Source organism: Vibrio sp. Vb1574, assembly GCF_033338675.1.
In genome coordinates, this window is record NZ_JAWOTC010000008.1 from 1 (window position 1) to 18,648 (window position 18,648).

General features: G+C 41.7%; 12 protein-coding genes and 2 pseudogenes. 4 read left to right on the forward strand and 10 right to left on the reverse strand.

Going from position 1 to position 18,648, the window contains the following annotated elements; genetic code table 11:
• Positions 1–57: 57 nt before the first annotated feature.
• Positions 58–816, forward strand: a pseudogene (locus R7O12_RS08050) (MFS transporter); the annotation flags it as partial.
• Between the two features lie 223 nt (positions 817–1,039).
• Here R7O12_RS08050 and R7O12_RS08055 read toward each other — a convergent pair.
• From R7O12_RS08055 to R7O12_RS08090, 8 genes and pseudogenes are all read right to left on the reverse strand, one after another.
• A complete protein-coding gene (locus R7O12_RS08055; protein ID WP_318125739.1) occupies positions 1,040–1,687 on the reverse strand; it encodes a hypothetical protein in 648 nt (215 codons plus the stop codon).
• Complete coding sequence (locus tag R7O12_RS08060; RefSeq protein ID WP_238959077.1) at positions 1,684–3,786, reverse strand: hypothetical protein; 2,103 nt, start codon at positions 3,784–3,786, stop codon at positions 1,684–1,686. Before R7O12_RS08060 ends, R7O12_RS08055 begins: the two co-directional genes overlap by 4 nt.
• A 902-nt stretch (positions 3,787–4,688) precedes the next feature.
• Positions 4,689–5,256: pseudogene (locus R7O12_RS27285) on the reverse strand (DUF4150 domain-containing protein); the annotation flags it as partial.
• A 147-nt stretch (positions 5,257–5,403) separates the two neighbouring features.
• Positions 5,404–6,195 (reverse strand): type IVB secretion system protein IcmH/DotU, encoded by a 792-nt coding sequence (gene icmH / locus R7O12_RS08070; protein ID WP_258453783.1) that lies wholly within the window; start codon positions 6,193–6,195, stop codon positions 5,404–5,406.
• Complete coding sequence (tssK, locus tag R7O12_RS08075) at positions 6,192–7,517, reverse strand: type VI secretion system baseplate subunit TssK (protein WP_005373357.1); 1,326 nt, start codon at positions 7,515–7,517, stop codon at positions 6,192–6,194. Before tssK ends, icmH begins: the two co-directional genes overlap by 4 nt.
• A gap of 11 nt (positions 7,518–7,528) precedes the next feature.
• Complete coding sequence (tssJ, locus tag R7O12_RS08080; protein ID WP_005386118.1) at positions 7,529–8,029, reverse strand: type VI secretion system lipoprotein TssJ; 501 nt, start codon at positions 8,027–8,029, stop codon at positions 7,529–7,531.
• Positions 8,022–9,515 carry a type VI secretion system-associated FHA domain protein gene (locus tag R7O12_RS08085; protein ID WP_047101282.1) on the reverse strand — a complete coding sequence of 498 codons (1,494 nt, stop codon included), beginning with the start codon at positions 9,513–9,515 and terminating at the stop codon, positions 8,022–8,024. The genes tssJ and R7O12_RS08085 overlap by 8 nt, the downstream gene beginning before the upstream one ends.
• 9 nt (positions 9,516–9,524) lie before the next feature.
• Positions 9,525–10,124, reverse strand: coding sequence for a hypothetical protein (locus tag R7O12_RS08090; protein WP_017633753.1), 600 nt, complete (start codon positions 10,122–10,124; stop codon positions 9,525–9,527).
• Between the two features lie 503 nt (positions 10,125–10,627).
• Here R7O12_RS08090 and R7O12_RS08095 point away from each other — a divergent pair.
• From R7O12_RS08095 to R7O12_RS08105, 3 genes are read left to right on the forward strand one after another with little or no spacing between them, the layout of a single operon-like run.
• A complete protein-coding gene (locus R7O12_RS08095; protein WP_005386112.1) occupies positions 10,628–11,941 on the forward strand; it encodes a type VI secretion system ImpA family N-terminal domain-containing protein in 1,314 nt (437 codons plus the stop codon).
• 27 nt (positions 11,942–11,968) lie between these two features.
• Positions 11,969–15,358: a type VI secretion system membrane subunit TssM gene (gene tssM, locus R7O12_RS08100; RefSeq protein ID WP_318125740.1), complete on the forward strand. Its 3,390-nt coding sequence runs from the start codon at positions 11,969–11,971 to the stop codon at positions 15,356–15,358.
• A 31-nt stretch (positions 15,359–15,389) separates the two neighbouring features.
• Positions 15,390–15,842 carry an Lrp/AsnC family transcriptional regulator gene (locus tag R7O12_RS08105; protein ID WP_005373369.1) on the forward strand — a complete coding sequence of 151 codons (453 nt, stop codon included), beginning with the start codon at positions 15,390–15,392 and terminating at the stop codon, positions 15,840–15,842.
• Between the two features lie 54 nt (positions 15,843–15,896).
• Here the strand turns inward: R7O12_RS08105 and tssG are convergent, their stop codons facing one another.
• Both tssG and tssF read right to left on the reverse strand, forming a co-directional pair.
• On the reverse strand, positions 15,897–16,895 hold the full coding sequence (gene tssG / locus R7O12_RS08110; RefSeq protein ID WP_213897872.1) for a type VI secretion system baseplate subunit TssG: 999 nt from the start codon (positions 16,893–16,895) through the stop codon (positions 15,897–15,899).
• Positions 16,892–18,640, reverse strand: coding sequence for a type VI secretion system baseplate subunit TssF (tssF, locus tag R7O12_RS08115; RefSeq protein ID WP_017633756.1), 1,749 nt, complete (start codon positions 18,638–18,640; stop codon positions 16,892–16,894). The genes tssG and tssF overlap by 4 nt, the downstream gene beginning before the upstream one ends.
• Positions 18,641–18,648 lie beyond the last annotated feature (8 nt).

Consider the following 18,648-nt stretch of genomic DNA (forward strand, 5'->3'; position numbering starts at 1 on the left):
AAACGTTTTTGATCTATAAACTGCATATGTTTCTTCAGATCTGGTAAGTCAAGATACCTCGGTGAACGCTTACGCTTAATGGGGATGGGTATATCAATCAGCCCGGTAGTTGGCATGCTATTAGGCGGGCAGCTTACAGCGCTTGGTGGATACCGTTATGTGTTTTTTGCCTTGTTTTTAATCGCGTTAGTATTGCTCGCTTATAACGTTATTAAGCTTCCTGAAACACAGAAGGAACAGACACCAGTACGGTTGCATCAACTTAGCTGGAAAATGGTAAGAGACGCGCGAATTTGGCGCTCAGGATTATTGGTTGCTTTGTATAACATTGCTCTATTTTCTTATTACCAGCTTGGCGCATTTACTTTCTCAGCACTTGGGTATAACTCCGAACAATTTGGATACAGTGGCATGGTACTGGGGTTAGGCACTCTGCTTGGGAGTTATTTAAACAAATCCCTAGTGTCCAAAAATGTTCAAAAAAGCCAGCTACTTTGGTTCTCAGCAATATTGATTAGCGTTGGATCAGTCGGTGTGTTGATTCTGAACCAATCAATCTGGTTTGTTGCTCCAATGGTGTTAGTCGTCATGTCTTACGGGATTGCGATACCCAACATACTCAGTGATGCACTCGTTAATTATAAACAACAGGTTGGCAGCGCAGGCGCTTTATTTGGGCTCATGTACTACATCATGATCGGGACGGGATTAGCGATGGCTGGAACAGTACAAAACTTAGGTGTCGTTCTATTATCATGTAGCTGTTTAGCGATTTTATTAGCGTTTTCTAAAAGGCAAGTTCATACCAACTTGTGACCAGATACTACGCATTGCTTGCCTAATCTTCCGAAGATTGGTCTACATCTTTTCTAACGGTTAACTAAAACGTAAATAAAAAGCGCCTGTCGGCGCTTTTTTATAAATGTGTCATAAGGGCTAGGCGATTGTAAAGTAAAAAAATTTGACTATTTTTCAATGAAAGTACTAGGCTTATCTTTAAAAAAAAACTATGTACCTCCCTCTATCTCGAGTGATATTGTCAATTAATACTAATTTTATTCCATGAATTTTCAAGATAAAGAATGTGATTCAACTTGTAATTAACATCATAAACAAAATAATAATATTTATATTTACCACGATGCCCTTTTATATCAAATTTAACAACAGGGCTAGAGTTTATAAAATCATCCAAGGAATAATAAATGATATTTGCATAATAATAATTTAATTTATACTTTTCTATTTCCAACCCACTACCATTATCAAAGACAGACAGCTTATCTTCAGAGAATATAAAATTATTTTCTTTATCACTTACTTTATCAATAATATTAGAGTAGTTATCCAATGCATCAACTATGTCAATGAAAAGACCACAAACTGCATTTCTATTTAGTATGCCATTCATTGGGTTTCGGCTATTATTATAAATGCAGTTTATTTTATCAACTTGACGCTCACTAAAAGTAAATATAGCATTGACACCATTTACATTGGTTAGTTCTAATGCAGGTTGACCGTTAAACTTAATAAGATCAACACTCCTTGAATAGCCATTTTTCAGAATATCATTGTATGGTTTATCTAAAATCAATAGGTCACCATCGTCTTCTTTATAAACTGTGCTCGCATGAGCACAACCATAAATAGCTATGGAAAGCACAAATAGAAATAATTTTTTCATATCGAATCACCTAATATACTTTCAAATTCTTTTGCATAAGAAGCTATCAAATCTGCTTGATCTGAACCATTAATTATCTTTCTAGAATTTATGTAATCTGTATTTTTACCAATGTAGTCATCTAAGCTCTTACCAGTAAAAATACCTTCTTCCATCCCCCACAACATTATCATAAAAGAGTTGTGAAGCGTCATTGCCAAATCAGGAGAGTTAACAAAGTCAATACCAAATTTATCCTTAGCTCTTTGATAATTATTTTTCCATGTTAAATGTACATATCCTCTTCCTCGATACTTAAATCCATCACCTTCTTTTAAATTACCATTTAGTTTTGCCCTTTCTCGATACTCATCTGTATCCGCCAAAACGGGATCATATTTATTAAAGTAGTCTTTGCTTCCTATTTCGGGTTTTAAGCTAAAATATTCACCACTTAAAAAGTGGTAGGCTTCATGTTGCGCCGTAGCCAACATATACGCCACTTTTCTAACATCAAACTTGTATTCATTACTAGATTCAGAATAGTATTCGTTTATAACTTTTAACAAATTCCTCAAGTTTCCCTCTGACCGAGAGCCGAAAATAAATGGTTGACGTAGCTTAGGAAACCTAAGCTTATACTGTGTTATAAAATATTCAATATCGATACTAAAACCGTAACTATGAGGCGTAAAAGGCCAATAATGCCAAAGGCTCTTATCATCGCTTAGTTGCAAATCACCATGTAAATCTTGCATCCATGAGAACTTATCTGCTCTTTCCAGTTCGAATTGCGAGAAAAGATCAAAGCTATCCATCACTTGATCGCGCCATGGGGAGTTACGGTAGTCCTCTATAGTCACAAAACCAGCGGAGCACTTAATATCTAGAGCTTCCTTTGCGGTCTGATGGATTGATTCATAAAGACTTTGTGACGACTCTGTATGCCAATCTGTAGGATGTTTCACAATAAATCGCTCAAAGTGTTTACGCTTACCGTCTAAGTATACTTTGGCATCGCGAGCAGTGAACGAGGAGAAGTCCGTTACTTGATCTTCTGTCACAGATTCAAGTAATTGCTGAATAAACGAATTACTCATATCAACGGCACCGCTACTATCGGCCCCATCGAGAACAACAAGTGGATTTTCTTCCGCATTTTTGGGAGAAATCTGTTTTTTGAAAAATTCGGGCGGCTCCTCAAAAGAGAACATCTCGATATGCACACGATTATCTTCTTTCTTAGTTCCAATTGCATCGTTACTGTACTCATGCAGTCCCATGTAACCGATATCTTCCCCAGCTGAAACCTTTATCCCCTCTCTAAATAGGAGTGGGAGTAAAGAAACCACACTACCGTCCCTAATCATTGCCGCCTTGTCCGACATCCATTTAGGTTCTGAAACTGGTTCTGATAGGACAGCAGAGGAATCTTCTAAAATGTCAAAGTCACTATTGAGACCCGAAGCAAACCAAACAATCTTGTTTAACAGTGCTTTTTCGCTACCACTTGCCGATTTACCATTCTCTACCACACGGCACTTTATCATTTTGTAGGTATTTTTGTCGATCTGGTATGGATGGGTCTCCTTCTCTTCTGCATACAGGTATTCAAGTAATGTTCCTTTAGACATCGACTGTTTTTTTTCACCAGAATTAGTAGGCACATCACTATGTTTGAAAGTGCGTACATTTCTCGCTTCTTGTAAACGGTAACGCGTGGTTATAGATGAATTGGCGCCAATATCTGAAGGTGGCGCAAGGTGCATATAAAGTGTATAGAACTTAAATACATCTTCATTATCTTCGGGGTTTACAGCCTCATGCTCGATAAGCACAAAGTTATTACTATACTTAAACTCTTGCTCTTGGTACGTTGATGTTAGGTAATCAGGATTTATGCGAAATGCCACTATTTTTCCATCAAGCATCGCTTGAATAGGTCTGAGCCCTTTCCCCCACGGTAACATTTTTGATGTTAAGTGAATGCCACTATGCCAACCGTACCCTTGTCCTATTAAATAACGACCGCTCTTAGCTTGATCAAACAATTTCGTAAAATCACTGAGCGTGTAGTAAGCGTCACCTTCTCGTTGCGCTATCGGAAAAACTGCATCCATGATTTAAATGTCCTAGTCAGAAAAGTTATCGTCAAAAGTGACAAATGATGGGCGGTTCAAGTTGTTTGACTTCGTGTACACCACCGCATTAACCCTACCTAAATTAGTAGCAAAGCTAGATTGGCTCGCTATGTTAACGGTACTCCCAAGGGCCATTGCCGATATAGAAATTAGGGTGTCATTTTTGGTTTCGAAAATTTGGCTAATGACGTCAGGAAGTGCTTGTTTGAAGTGGTTAAGTGCTTTTTTATAACCGTTTATACCCTCTTCAACAGAACTCAACGACCTTGCAGAAGCTTGGCTTTGTATGAAATCTAAACGACCGATGATTTCACTGTTTAGCTCATCGATGTATGAACAGATTTGATTGTTTATCAACGTCCATAAAACAAACTGCAAATACTTCACAGTATTCCCAGTCCCTAAAAAGCGAAGCTTCGCTAATAATTCATAGGGAGGCTCAAACACATCAGCTTGATATAAGACTCTCAATATATCGCCATTTTCGTGCACTTGCTCCAAGAGCAGTTCAACTAAAGGTTCATATTTCTCTAGCGCAGTAGTATCAGTTTGGATGTGATAAAGTGCCGAAACATAAGCATCAGAAAAATCTTTAGAGTGATTTTGACTAATCGCATAAGGAGACGATATACGGCTTTGCTCTAACACAATATCTTTAAAGTCATCATCACTGAAGGATGGGGACATCAATATCCCCCAGTCATTAGCAACCCCAACACGATCCTCCCAAAATGGCGAGCGGCGACCTGCGACAAACGTACAAAAATCATTCGGATCAGGGTAAGTTTCCGTCACAATATTTTCAGCTAAAGATTGGTTCGGCGTATAAGAGTCTTGAGTTTCGCTGAGCACTAACTTGCATTCTTTTAGAGCGAGACCATTAACAGTTGCTTTTCCGCTAGAATCCAGCGCTCCACTCCCAATGACAGCACCTGAAGGTTCGACTAAAGAAAATTGTGCATTAGAGTAAGGGAGCCCATTTGGATATTTGCATTCTATATCCAACGTATACGTCCCTTCCTGATCTTCCGTAACAGAAACCGATGGGTTTTGTGCCCCACCCAAACACATGGTGTTGGCTTTGTTCATGGTCATTTGATCGGACAGGCGACATACGCCCTTACCTTCAAATTTAACCGTTGGTGAGGCTGAAATGAATTTTGCTTCAGCTTCTATCGTGCCAGAGGAAACGCCTTTTCTGTCACCGCCCGCATCGCCGGTACTTTTTGAGAACGTACTGCCCTTGATAGCGACACTGTTACCGCCATCCATAGAGACTGTCGTAGTCCCACCAGCAAGGTCTGCTGATTTAGCATTGTTGCCATAAGGGATAGGGACGACTGGCTTGCCGACCTTAGTTAAACAAACATCTGGGAGCGTTGCATTCGCTTCACCACCTGAGCCTTTATGAACTATCGAAAGTCCATTCGCACCAACTGTTACGCCCATAACCAATCCATTTGAATTTTATTGATTGAATGATAAAAGAGATCGCAAACTGCAATCTCTCTAAATAACTAGTGAATTTCACTAAAAGACCAGTGATATTCACAATAAGCCCTAAAACTGGCAGAAGATCTCATTTTAGATCTCTGGTTATCTATACATTTCAAGCAGTTGCTGAAATTTTAAGTCTATGACGATGTAGGTTGCCGCATACATAAGCACAAACGTCATCGCACTAAGACTTAAGATCAGCTTGGGTGAAATTACCCTTTTTAACGGCTTCTTTAGATATTTAGCTTTAAGGTTGATTAAAGAAACTTTTTCTTGTTCTGCTAGGCGGTCATCTCGCACTAATCGATAAATGGTGCTGCCAATTTCCGCTAACTTTTCGTTGCCACGCTCTTCACGGCCGTACTTGCCTTGGAAACCAAGTTGAAGCAATAAATAGAGAAACTCTATAACGTGACGGTATTTGCGAGGGTCGGCTTTTAAGCGGTCGAGAATAACGAAGAACTTATCACCACCAGACGTTTCATTATGGAATTCAGACAGTAAGCTGTTCTGGCTCCAGTGACTATTTGCCCCCCATTCTTGCCGACAAACAGATTCATCAATCGCCGCACACAAGCAGTAACGAATTACAAGAACCGAAGCACGATCGAGCTCCATTTCATTAAGTTTTCGTTCGCCTTTTCGAATCTCACGTGCCACTTGTTCACGAAATGGCATCGGGTCATCAAGCCAAGGGATCGAAGACATACAAGACAGACTGGCGATCAACCATGAGAACTGGTCCACTAGCGGGTTAATACCCATGTTATCGATAGATAGATCTTGTACTGCGATGTTTCTCGACAAGTCAGGCGCTGGCATTACCTCCATTGGTTTGCCAGGCTCTGGTTGGAATAAGACTACGGTGACGTCGGTTTCTGCGTAACTCATAGACGAACGGCCCAAAGTTGCAATGATAAGTTAGCGAAATCGCCCGCAACGTGAATCGCAATCGCAGCAGTGTTCTTCAATGCCATCCACTCTTCGCCCGTTTTATCGAGCTCGAAATAGGTGTAGCCAGCGTGATACGGCAGCGCACGTGGCACTACTGGCATTGGTTTGATCTCAATCCCAGGCAGTTGAAGGTTAATCAAGTCACGTATGTTATCGATAGAACCGATCTTCGTTTGGCTGACAAACTGGGTATGCAGGACATCCAAGGTCACGTCAGCTTTAACTGCGAGGATAAAGGTCGTCGTATCGATGATCTTATTGTCAGGGATTGCTGCCGTTCTGATGCCATAGTTCTGATCTTTTAAGGTCAGTGGAATTGCTCTTTGCTCAGACATCACGCTCAATGTCATTTTCGCACTGTCTAGGACGCGAGAAAGACAGCTAGTAAGATCACCATGATTGTACTTCGTAAACTCAATAGGTCGGCGTGTCGTTGAGCACAGCGTCGAAAGCTCACCTTCTGCCTGAAGAAGAATTCGATACAAAGACTCAGGATGCACAGCTTCTGTGCTGGCGAAATGCCAAAACAAGGGTTCGTATCGGTTGAGCGCTTGCAATAGCATAAAGTCAGAAACCGATGATACACCTTGTTGATCCACCACCCCTAATCGCTGAACTATCGATTCCGCGCGATGCTTCAACATAGAAGCAAACTCGGTCGCAAATTTACTCAGTACTGTCGACGCATGAATATCGATACAGGTAGGAATGAAACTATCATCTAAGATCACGCTGCCATCAGGCTTCACTTCTGAGATCTTTAAGATCGGAATAGACGTGTAAGCACTCTTATCTTCATGATCGTACATTAAGCAAAAGTTAAGCTTACCGACGACGATATTTGCCATGTCTTCCGAATCATAACAAGCGTCAACCGCTTCTTGAGATTCCATCGTATAGCGCGCACCGTCTTTTTTGGTACCAAACAACTCAGAACGTTCCGATGGTAACGGACAGCACAAATAAACGACTTTATCGGCAATAGAAGGATCTACATCTTTCACTTCAGGCAGCTCGGCAAGCAACGGAAGCTCAAATGGTGTCCGGTCTTGTAAAATACCTTCAGCACGAGTAATACCGATTTTACCCAGTGCTAGTAACTGAGAGTTGATTTCTAAACGTTTAATTCCCCAATGCAAAGGCGATGCATTGGCACTCAGTAGGCTCGATAGTTTACTTTGCGAACGATCGAGTTGTTGAAAATGCTGCGGCTTCATGAACATTCCATCTTGCCAAACAACTGGATTGTATAAAGACATGTTTCTATCCCTTAAAAGTAAACCTGTTCAATGCCGCGAGTGTTATCAGAAATTAACTCACTGCCCTCTAACTTGAGCTTGATGTAGTACTCGCTCTTCTCTTCAATAACTTCCACTTTTCGCCATGACGAACCATCAATATCACGAAAAGCCACTGAAAAACCGACGGCACGAGTGTCAGGGTCTAGCGTTAGCATTTCATGAACTTTTCCACCTGGCTGTATTTGATATTCGTAACGTTTGATGTACTCATCACCCAACGACGCTTTATCGCTCTCAAACAAGGCAAAGAAATCTAAGCTTCGGAACAATACTGGCGAACTTAATTCGTGAAGACGGAGAATAACTGGAGATGACTGGCCCCCATTTCTCACATTGAGTACAGGTGATGCCTCAATAACCAATTCAATCGACGAAGTTTCTGGTGTGATACCTGTGGACTCTTTAAATTGATCCCACATGGAACAACCGGACAACATGGCAAATCCGAGTAATACGGCGATACTACGCATGGTTTCCCTTAATCACTTTGTTATAGTTTTTCTTAATCAGCCCTTTTAAGGATGTTTCATTAAGCAGGCGACGATTATTAGTGTAGAAATCTAGGTATTCGGCCCACAGCTTTGACTTAGTTGAGAACAAAGACTGGCTAGCGACCCTGTTAGCAAATGCTACGGGATCGTTCGTTTCAGACTGTTCTAAAACGAGCTCATTCAGTGCTTTGTTAAACATAACTTGGTGGTCGTTCAGCTCATCGAGCATTTGTTCAACCAGTTCATTTGGAGCCAGTAATTGCTGACTATTCAAAGTGAGCATTAGCTCTGCAATGTTCGAGTTAGCCTCACTCGCACTCTGCTCATCCTTTAACGATTCCACTTCGTGCAACTCTTTCTGTAGGTTATCAATACATAAACGCAAGCAAGTGCCCATTTGCTTGAATAACTGCGCCTCGTTTGTCATCAACTCTGGATTTCGAATACCCAAACCATCAAAAAACGCTTGCGCTATATCTTGAGAGCAAACGGCCGCATCAGTATCGACTTGTGCTTTCGTCGTACTGTTTATCGCGTGCTCTGCCGTAGGTATTTGAAGTTGCTGATTAGTGTTAGGAGAAGGCGTAAAAGATTGGGTCATCTCTTCCCATTTTGACCCTGTGTTAGCCTGCTCTACGACCATCTCAGTAACATTAGGCGTACGATGTTGTCTTTGAATCGTGCTATCTGGGGCTACCGTGCCAGGTTGCATCACCTCAGCTGAGGCAATATCGGCTCTATGTGCCTTACCGCTTTCTGGCGCTAATGCATCATTGACTGATGCGTTACTCTTGGTTTCCGCAGCCATCCAGTCTTCAGGGATTAGGCTTGGCTGATCGAATTCGGAATATATACTGAAACTGTCATCGACCACCTGACGCGTGCTTTCCACGGTTCTAGGTTGTTCAGATTCTGTACGCTCATTATCACGAATTAAGTAATCGTCATCTCGCTGCATCGAAAAGTTAAGGTGAGCAACAGGATCATGACAATCAATGTCATCCTGTTTAGTCTCCATAAACAAATCTTCTAAGGCACCGACTTTTTCTTCCTCTTCGACAACCGCATCTCCTAGACTAACCAGAGGATCGCTAGATACTCGCTCAGGAGCAATATCAGCGGCGATGTCTAGTGTTGAGGTAACGTGCTCAAGAGAAACACCAATCTCATATTGCCCTAAAGAAATGATGTCGCCATCAACTATCGCAACGGGTTGATTTTTTAGTATTTTATTCCCATTTACCATTGTGCCATTAGTTGATACGTCACTTATATAGTAGGTATCTCCATACACGCTGAGCAAACAATGAGTGCCCGATATAAAGCGGTTGTGATCGGCTAAAGACACGCTACAGCTTGGGGAACGACCTATCGAACCACCACTTTCAGGCATTTCAATATGCTTTGCACCGGTGTATTCCTCTGGACACTTTGAGATAAATAAAACTAGCTGATTTGAGTACATTTACGAACCTCAAAAGAGCAAAGAAACTGATAGTTCAAGCCCACCAATTCCATCATTTACAACCGGAAGGATATAAGAGGCCTGCGGGATAATTTGTATATGGGCGTCAGGATTACTGCCTAACTTTATAGCAGTACCAAGGGTCACAACCGCACCTAACTCAAACTGGTCGATATCTTCAACACTCTCATAACGATAGCCCTCTTGGTCTACTTGCCAACGATTAGAATATTGCGAGTAACCGACAGACAAGCCCGCACCAACATATGGCGTGAAAACACTCCAAGAAGTCAACGCATATTGAGGAACAACACGAAGTTCATAGTTCGTCGCTTCTTGATATAAGCCGTTTGCTGGCGCTTCAATATCTTCTGCTAGATAGTTTAGCCCTAACCACCAACGCCAACGGTTATTGTTTTCATCAATAGGACGAGTATGAACCAAGCCGAACCTAAGCGTATCCTGCTCACCACTTTTACCTTCATCGTATTTAATGCTATCGATAGTCAACATACTGGTAGAGAGTCCATATCGCTCCCCTTTTGCCATTGCAACAGAAGAAAATAGACACATGGCTGAAATCAGCCCAATTTGACTTGGTTTTAGCATTTCGTCCCTCTAGGAAAACCGATATTCTACTTAGAGGCGAAAGATATCAATTATATTCTCTTTTTCAATAAGCCTAAAAAAACACCTATAATTTAATACATTTCAACTATCAGGTTGGTTGTTTTACCTACAAACAAAAACTAAAGAACCGACTACAGATTAAGTGACGAGACAGTAAATCTTTCTATTTAAATAGAAGTAACAGAATTTGATTGCTAATTGAACAAAACGTAATCTCCGATAACAATTTAGTTACTTTTTAATCAACGTTCTCATCTTCATATATAAGTTTCTTCTTATAAATAGACTTAACTATTGATATTAATATTATGAACAAAGATCACACTAAAAGTAATTTAATTTCTTTTAATGAATTTTTATTATCTAATCCGCTTATTTTGTCTATAGAATTGCGGCAGATGTGCACTGCTTATAATTTAATATAACAGTAGTGAAATCCTATATAACTTAATACTTCTATATGATCAGTTGGAACTTTCCTTATGTTTTTTACCGACTTCGCTCGAAGACCAATCGATGAAAATAACCCAAGCGGCTCTAATCCTAATGGTTCTGAGGATTTTGACGAAATTAAACGTCAAATAAACAACCTGAATAAAGTCACAGGGAGAGTCTCGTGGAAAACGGTTCAAACACTCTCAAAAAAGATCTTGAGTACCCAAGCGAAAGACCTACGTTGTTGCTGTTACTTTACCGTTGCATCAACCTATAACGACGGCTTAAGAGGCCTTGTTGAAGGGTTAAACTCAATACTTGATGTGTGTGTCGTATATTGGTTCAACGCGTATCCAGAGCATTCAAAGTCAAAGGCACGAATGAGCGCTATTGAATGGATGGTAGAGCATACTGAAAAACGAATTAATAAGCATCGGGCGTTACCAGAAGAGCTTCCATTGATAGAGGCAGCACATCAATTATGCTTGAGGATTGAGGAAGAGCTTCGTCTTCATTACGGTATTGAAGCGCCGTCATTAGGTCGCATTCGCCGTATTTTGAATCAATGGATTGAGCAGATAAAAGAACAACAGATTGCGGCTGAGTTACGCGAGAAAAAACAAGCCAACACTAGCGCTCCTGCAGCAACGCAGAAGGCACCTGAAATTAAAGTGAATGTGTCTCCCTCTCCAGCACCGGTGTCATCACCCAACCTAAATAGCCAAGAGAAAGCATCACCGGCAAAGTCTGGTCGATTTATGATCTACTTCGTTATTGGTTTGATTGTTACTGCGATATGTTCACATTTCATGTACGAGCAACAACGTTATCGAACATTGGAACAAAAAATTAATCAAGCTTCACTTAATGAACTTGTAAATTTGGTCGCCTCGTTAGATTACGAAAATAAAAAATATGCTCAGTCATTGAAAACGCAGGCCATTAATCGTGTCGATATTATGATGAATAACTGGTTTTTAGACTCGGCAAAAGTAAGTAACGTCAGCGAGCTCGATAGCTTGACCAATGAATTAATCGCGATCTATCCGGATTCGTCTTCTGCACAGCAACTACGTCAAAACTTTTTGACACAGAGCGCCCATTTAGAAGACCAGTTTATGGATGTTTATAAGCGATTCTCAGACGCAAGAACGGTGTTTGCCAACGTAGCTAGACAGAATGTAGATAAGAACTCTGAAAAGGCGTACGAATACAGTAACTCGTTATTCCCGCTTTTAGGTCGTATTGAATACGCTGAAAAGTATTCACAGCAAAAGGAAATTGACCGCGCAACCCTTTTACTGAACATCTACCTATATAAATTGAGTCAGCTACAAGCTGAAAAAACTGACAATAAATAACAATACAATTAAAGAAGTTTTAGGCTTATGTTCAAACAAAAACTGTTTAGAAATCCAGTGGTGATTTCTACTATATTGATGTTTTTAGTGGTTGCAATTATCACCACTATTTATCTGCTTTTTCTTGACGAAATCGATCAACTTTATCTTTGGCTGACCCTTGGTGCTATCGCCATTGTTTACGTCACTTTTCAATTCACATTATGGTTGAAGAAAAAGAACAACGCTAAAGCTCAACATTTGGAAACCGAGGAAGAAGCACTTTCTATGGTTATCCAGCCTCTTCTTGCTAACTCAGGCAAGAAACCAATTTACCTGATGCTTGGTAATAAAGGGTCAGGGCGACGTCAATTTTTATTTAATTCTAGTGCAATCAAACCGATGGATCGCACTAGAACCGCTAAGAATGACTTTTTTGAATGGTACGAATCTGACAGCGCTGTATACATCAAACCAGACCAACGTTTAGTGTTCCAGGAAGTATCAAGCAGTGATGCTTCTTTATGGAATACGTTCATTGAAGAAGTTATTCATCATCGACCTCGAAAGCCATTTTCTGGGTGTCTATTCTTCACCGATTTCGAGTTCATGATCGTCTCTGAGCCAGAGCAAAAAGAGTACACCATTTCGTCGTTATTGGCGCGCTTGAGTACCATCAACTCTAAAACGTCTTCAGCATTGCCAATCTATTTGATTATGTCAAAGCTAGACAAGTTAGATGGCTTTAAAGAATACATGCACTTTAGCTCTCTCAAGACACGTGTTGAGTTCCTCTCTATCCCACTAAAAGAAGCCAAAGGTGTATTTGCAGAGTACTACCGCGATAGCTATCGAAATCTAGTGAGAGTGCTTGAAAGTAATGCGCTAGATGCATCCGCTAATTCAACGGACATTGATGAGAAACAAGCAATACTCGCTTTCCCTAAGCAGTTTGAGCTATGTCAGTCTGAAGTCAGCTATGTGCTTGAGCGTCTATGTGATGTTAACAACGGTGTCTATTCACTAGACATCCGTGAGATTTTCTTTAGTTCGAGTCTGCAAGGCGGTCGCAAGTACAATTTACTTGCAAAAAGTTGTAGTAATTACTTCAACTTACCTATTATCGCGTCAGAGCATACTCAGTTAACAGAAACGCCTTATTTCTCTCGCTTTCTGATTGATTCACAAATATTGCCGGAAAGCGACTTTGCGGGCGAAAACAAGACGTATCTTCGTCTAATTCAGAGACAAAGCCGTTTGGCAATACTCGGCTCTATTATCCTGCTTACTGGGGGCAGTTACTTCTTTTTCACGACATTAGACAGTAACTTACACGTGATGAATCAACTCTTGAGTATCGATGACAAATCACAAGTGGAGCAAGATGCAAGATTCAATGAGCTTTTAGCGAAGGCGACGAAAGCAATAGAGCCTTCTTATGGGGCGTGGCTTAAAGGTTCTAAGGCTTTGGATGAAGAGATATTACCACTCAACATTAGCCGTTTGGATCAAAGCACTCGCATCGCTTACGAAGCATTACTTAAGGACGTTGCTCAACAGTTGATACCTCTCATTGAGAAAGGCTACCGTCTACAACTGACACAAAATCAAAACACTTTTACACGCGCTTTACCTCTATTGAAGGGGTATCTAATGCTAAACGATCCAACAAAGCGTGATATCCGTTTTTTGCGTCATCAAACTCTCCAAATGATGAACGATTTGAGCAACCAAAGTGACGTCGTCAATCAAGCGATGCGCTATTTGGATGCTTACTTTCGCACGCAGTTTGAGCCAATTGATATCAATATGGATCTTGTTCGCGCAACACGTCGCTCATTGCTAGCAAATTCGAATGTTGATCTCGTTTATGCAGGCATTTTAAACGAAGCAAATTCGATTGATTTAGGAACCCTAGATCTGCAACGAGCTGTGGGTTTTGAGTTTAGCAATGTATTCAACACACCAATAGATAGTGAACGCTTGATCGTAGATAAGATCTATACCTCCACTGGTTTTAGCACTTTTTATCGACCACGCGTGGACCTAATGTCACAACAAGTCATCAGTGACAACTGGGTTTTAGGTCTGTCACAACACGTTATTCCTACTAGTGAAGAACAAGAAGCCTTCAAAGAGGAAGTACGTAAAAAATATACTGACGACTACATCAGTAATTGGCGCAATGCGCTGAGTGAACTAAAAGTCCAGAACTATGACAATGTCGGCGACCTAACGAACGCGATAGACTTAATCTCGGGCCCTTCTTCACCAATGACAACCGTACTGAAGCAGGTCTATGCCAACACACAATTTTCACCCGTTGGTGAAAAAAATGCTCTGATTTCAAAGCTAGACCCAAAACTCGTGGCAGCGGCAGACTCCGCATCAGACGCAGTAGAGGAAGTAGTTAAGCCTGATTACTTGTTGATGAAACGTGTTGAACAAGCTTTTCACTTATTAAACCAACTTCAGGTCAGTGAAACACCAAACTCCCCTACTCCTTGGGATGAGACCGTAACAGCGTTAAGCCGTGTTCGCACATATATGAAAGACATCGCTGATGCACCTGACCCGCAAATGGCGGCGCTAACGGCAGCTCAGCATCGAATGAACAGCAGTGAAGCTGACCCATTAATCAAACTTAAACAGATTGCCCAAAAATCACCGGAACCCGTTCGTAGCTGGTTGTTAGATGTGGTTCAACAAAGCTGGTCAGTCATGATTAAAGAGTCCGCTAAAGGCATTCAAACCCAATGGTACAGCGAGATTTACACCAAGTTTAAAGAGATAGGGCTAGGACGATACCCATTTGATCTAACAGCGACCGAGGAAATCTCAATTGAAGATTTTGAATTGCTGTTTGCTTCCGGTGGTTTGTTAGACACATTTATTCAGAAAAATTTTGCACCGTTCTACGATACCAATTTATGGACGCCAAAACAGGTGGATGGCGAGACGATGCCAATCTCTCCGGCTCTGTTAGTGCAACTGCGTAACTATAACGTTATTCGAGACACATTAATTAATAAAAGCACTAACCGCGTTCATATTCCGTTTAGTGCAAGAGTACTCGATCTTGATTCTAGTGCGATTAGAGCGAGCTTAAAAATTGCAGATACCAATATAAGTTACTACCACGGTCCAAGCCGCATTCGTGAAATGGCATGGCCACCGCAAAATGGTGACTTCAATATTAGTATCACACTCCAGGATGTAACCGATGAAGGCAGACAGCACGTTTTAAATAAGAGTGGTCAATGGGCGATATACAGATTGCTAGGTGACTCGACCTTGACAAACACTCATAACGGCAGCTTTGTCAGTGACATAAAAGTGTCAGGGAGGGACTTGAGCTTACGCATCACTCCGTTGACACAGAAAAACCCATTCACTCTTGCTGAGCTGTATAACTTTACGCTCCCTGAGTCGATTTAATAACAATATAAAAACAAAATAGGCAGAACACATGATTTCAAACATGACTTTACAAGGTTTAGATAAATTAGATCGAAAAATACTTTCAAGTCTATTGTCGAATGGGCGAGAGTCGATTGCGAATCTATCCCGAAACATTGGTTTGTCTCGAACAGCAGTAGCAGAAAGAATTAATCGTTTAGAAAAGACCGGTATTATCAAAGGCTATACCGCACAGATTCGTGTAGAAAATGAAGGGCGAAAAGCCGCTAGTTATCTACTGATCTCTTGTGAAAAGGGTAAGAAGAATGATGTAACGAATGCACTTAAAGAAATCCCTGAGGTTCGCTTAACGAGCGTTGTTGGTGGCAACTTTGATATTATTGCCCTAATTGAAGCGCCCGACCTGCAGTCTATTCATCATCTTTGTAATGAAATTGAATCATTTAACGGCATTCAAAGGCTTGATACTACCGTTGTACTGCACCAGCCGATCAGTCGTTAAGCTTTTCTGACCTCTTCGAGGAAAACATAAAGGGCCGCTCGTTGAGCGGCTTTCTTATATGCTTCCGATAAGTCGAATTTTGGCGTCTTTATCACCTGGGTTGCCAAGCCAGAACGTTTGACCTAGTTGGTTCCCTTCTCCATTACCCAGTTTGTTTTCTGGAATACTGTCTAAGTTAACTGTCAACTTTAGGTCCCACGACATTGGGTCACGCAGAATAAAGCGCATCAAGCCCACCAGCGTCTTATGTAACTCACCATCGTAGGAAAACTGCTTAAACGTTTCAAAATCAATGTTGTCGATACACAAGTTAAACTTGCCGTTCAAATCCGCAATGCTTTGTCCCAAGTGTAAGCTTTGCCCCAATACACAATTGGAGCGGTTGAGTTTGTTACGCTGGCTTTCAGCGATTTCTACGCGTCTATAAACCCATTCTTCGATTCGCACATTCGGCAGTGAAAAGTAGTGCGAAACAATACCGGAAATAAGCTTAGGTGAACGTGTACGCGTAGATAACTGGTTCACGTAAGACAGAACCTTCGCTCGATCTAACTCCGCGACTTCGCAATCTTGCATAACGCTAGAAAGACCAGCCAAATGCAGTATGCGCCCAGAAAACGCATCGCTTGCCCCGCTTTTGTACTGCACGTGATATCGGTATTTCTTCCAAACACGATACAGTAAGCTTGTATAGCGGTTGTGGAAAAAGTCGAAGAAGTCCTTCACTGGGTTATCATCGGGATCACGACCGACGAGTTTCTCAGTGTAAGACGCAGGTAGGGGCGAGCTTGAACCATGCAAGCCAAGAAAGTTCGTCTCAATACGTGAATATTGCTGTCCGTTTCTTTCCATATGAGTAATAAAGTCCATATCACTCTTTGGAAAGCACAGGTTTGGCGACACGCTGAACTCAATTCGCTCTTTGTGAAAGTATTTGTTCTCGCCCACGGCAACAAAATTTGAGTTTGGCTCCAGCTGGTAGTGTTTCTCTAACAGCAATACCGCTTGGTAGAAACTAAACTCATTCGACTTATCAGAAAGTGTGTTAATCATAGTATCGTCTGCTGCCCGATTAGGCTTGCCCAGTTGTAAACCTCGCCCGTCGCTTCATCGAACACCTCTAGCTCGGTAAAGGAGTTCACACTCGAATACAAACGGATAAATTCATTCAATACCGTGGCCATAAGGAACATATCGCCTTCATTTACGAAGAACTTAGAGTCCGTCACGAGCTTGAATTGGTTACCACGCACAGATACACCACGAAATACGCGATCGATTGGTTTCATCTCTGAAGAAATAATGCCATCAAGTCGATGAATCGACGCGCGGTGGGCTTGTCTATCGACTCGAGAGTGGAAGTCGTAAGTCGAGAGCAACACTTTCAACACATCGATATTGGCCAAAGACAAGTAGTTGAGCGACATGTTGGCAATCAACTGCCATTGAAGTTCACCATTAACTTGAGGACTTACTGACTGTGTTGGCTTAGTAATGTTTTTAAACGTCGCATACGTTGGCGATTTGTGCGTCGCGTACGTGATATCTCCTACTGACAGGCGCTCCGCTAAGTCCGCGTTACTGCATTGCAGTTTCATCAATACTGTTTCAGTCCCTAAATCCGCGATGTCGCCATTGTGAGTATGGAATGAGATATAGCGCTCTAACCCTCTTCCGCTTACTCGCTCACCTACTTTGGATTTGTAGAACTCTCGCTTATCACGTTGGTTGATTTGGTGCTCAAACGATTCAAATTCAATCAGTGGTTTTCGGCGACGCTCGTCTTTACTCCAGCTCTCCACTTGCTCAATGGAATAAACCTCGTAATGCTCTTGAGTGTTACTTTGTGGACGCACCTTGTACTCGTTTCGTCGATGCTCTAAACGGATTGGATCGCCGTCTTTTTCAAACAAGTTAACGGCAGGTGTGCAGTGCAACCTTAAGTGTTTATCTTTAAGCACCACCTCTGAAGGCAAAGCACGCTTAAAGTGGAATTTGATTTTGACCGTACTGCGCTGTGGAATGCCTTTTAGCCACTCTAAGCCTTTAATGTCGAAGAACATGAACTTATCTGGCAAAGAGAAGAATTCTTGCAGCAAACGGTAGCCTGCAAAGGAATTTTTGCTGTAAGGCAACAGCGCCTCGTCCTCTTCATGCCCGACTGGCTTAACGTATTCTGGCCCTAAACGATGTTTGTAGCCGCCACCAACATCCAACTCGACGTAATCTAGATAACGGAACAGCCATAAGAAGACAGTGCGAGTAATATGAATCTCACCATGCAGGTGCAATCGCAGCGTGTCTAAACCTATCCGAGACAGCTCAAGGCCATGCTCCGTCGATAACGTCACATCAATCATCGAACTGGTGCGGCTGTTAGTTTGTTCAATGTTAGTAATCGTAATTGGGTATAGATTGACGTCATAACAAGTACGGAACAAACACTGCGTGCCTTCTACCTGCTCGCTGGCCATTTCCGCACCACGTTTCACCACGGTTTTCTCAGTAACACTTCCGGTATGCGGTTTTAGTTCGCTAATGCACAAAGACGGGATCGAACGCATGTAATGTGGCCACAGCAAAGTCATCAGAGATTGCGTTAGCTCAGGAAGTTCATCGTCAATCTTTTCGCGGATGCGTCCGGTCAAAAAAGCAAAACCTTCCAGCAATCGTTCGACATCTGGATCAAAAGTTCCTTCAGAGAGAAAGTGAGTTAACTTCGGATGATATTTGGCAAACTCACTACCCGACTCGCGTAAATACGTGAGTTCATCTTGAAAGTATTTACTGTTACTCAAGTGGCACC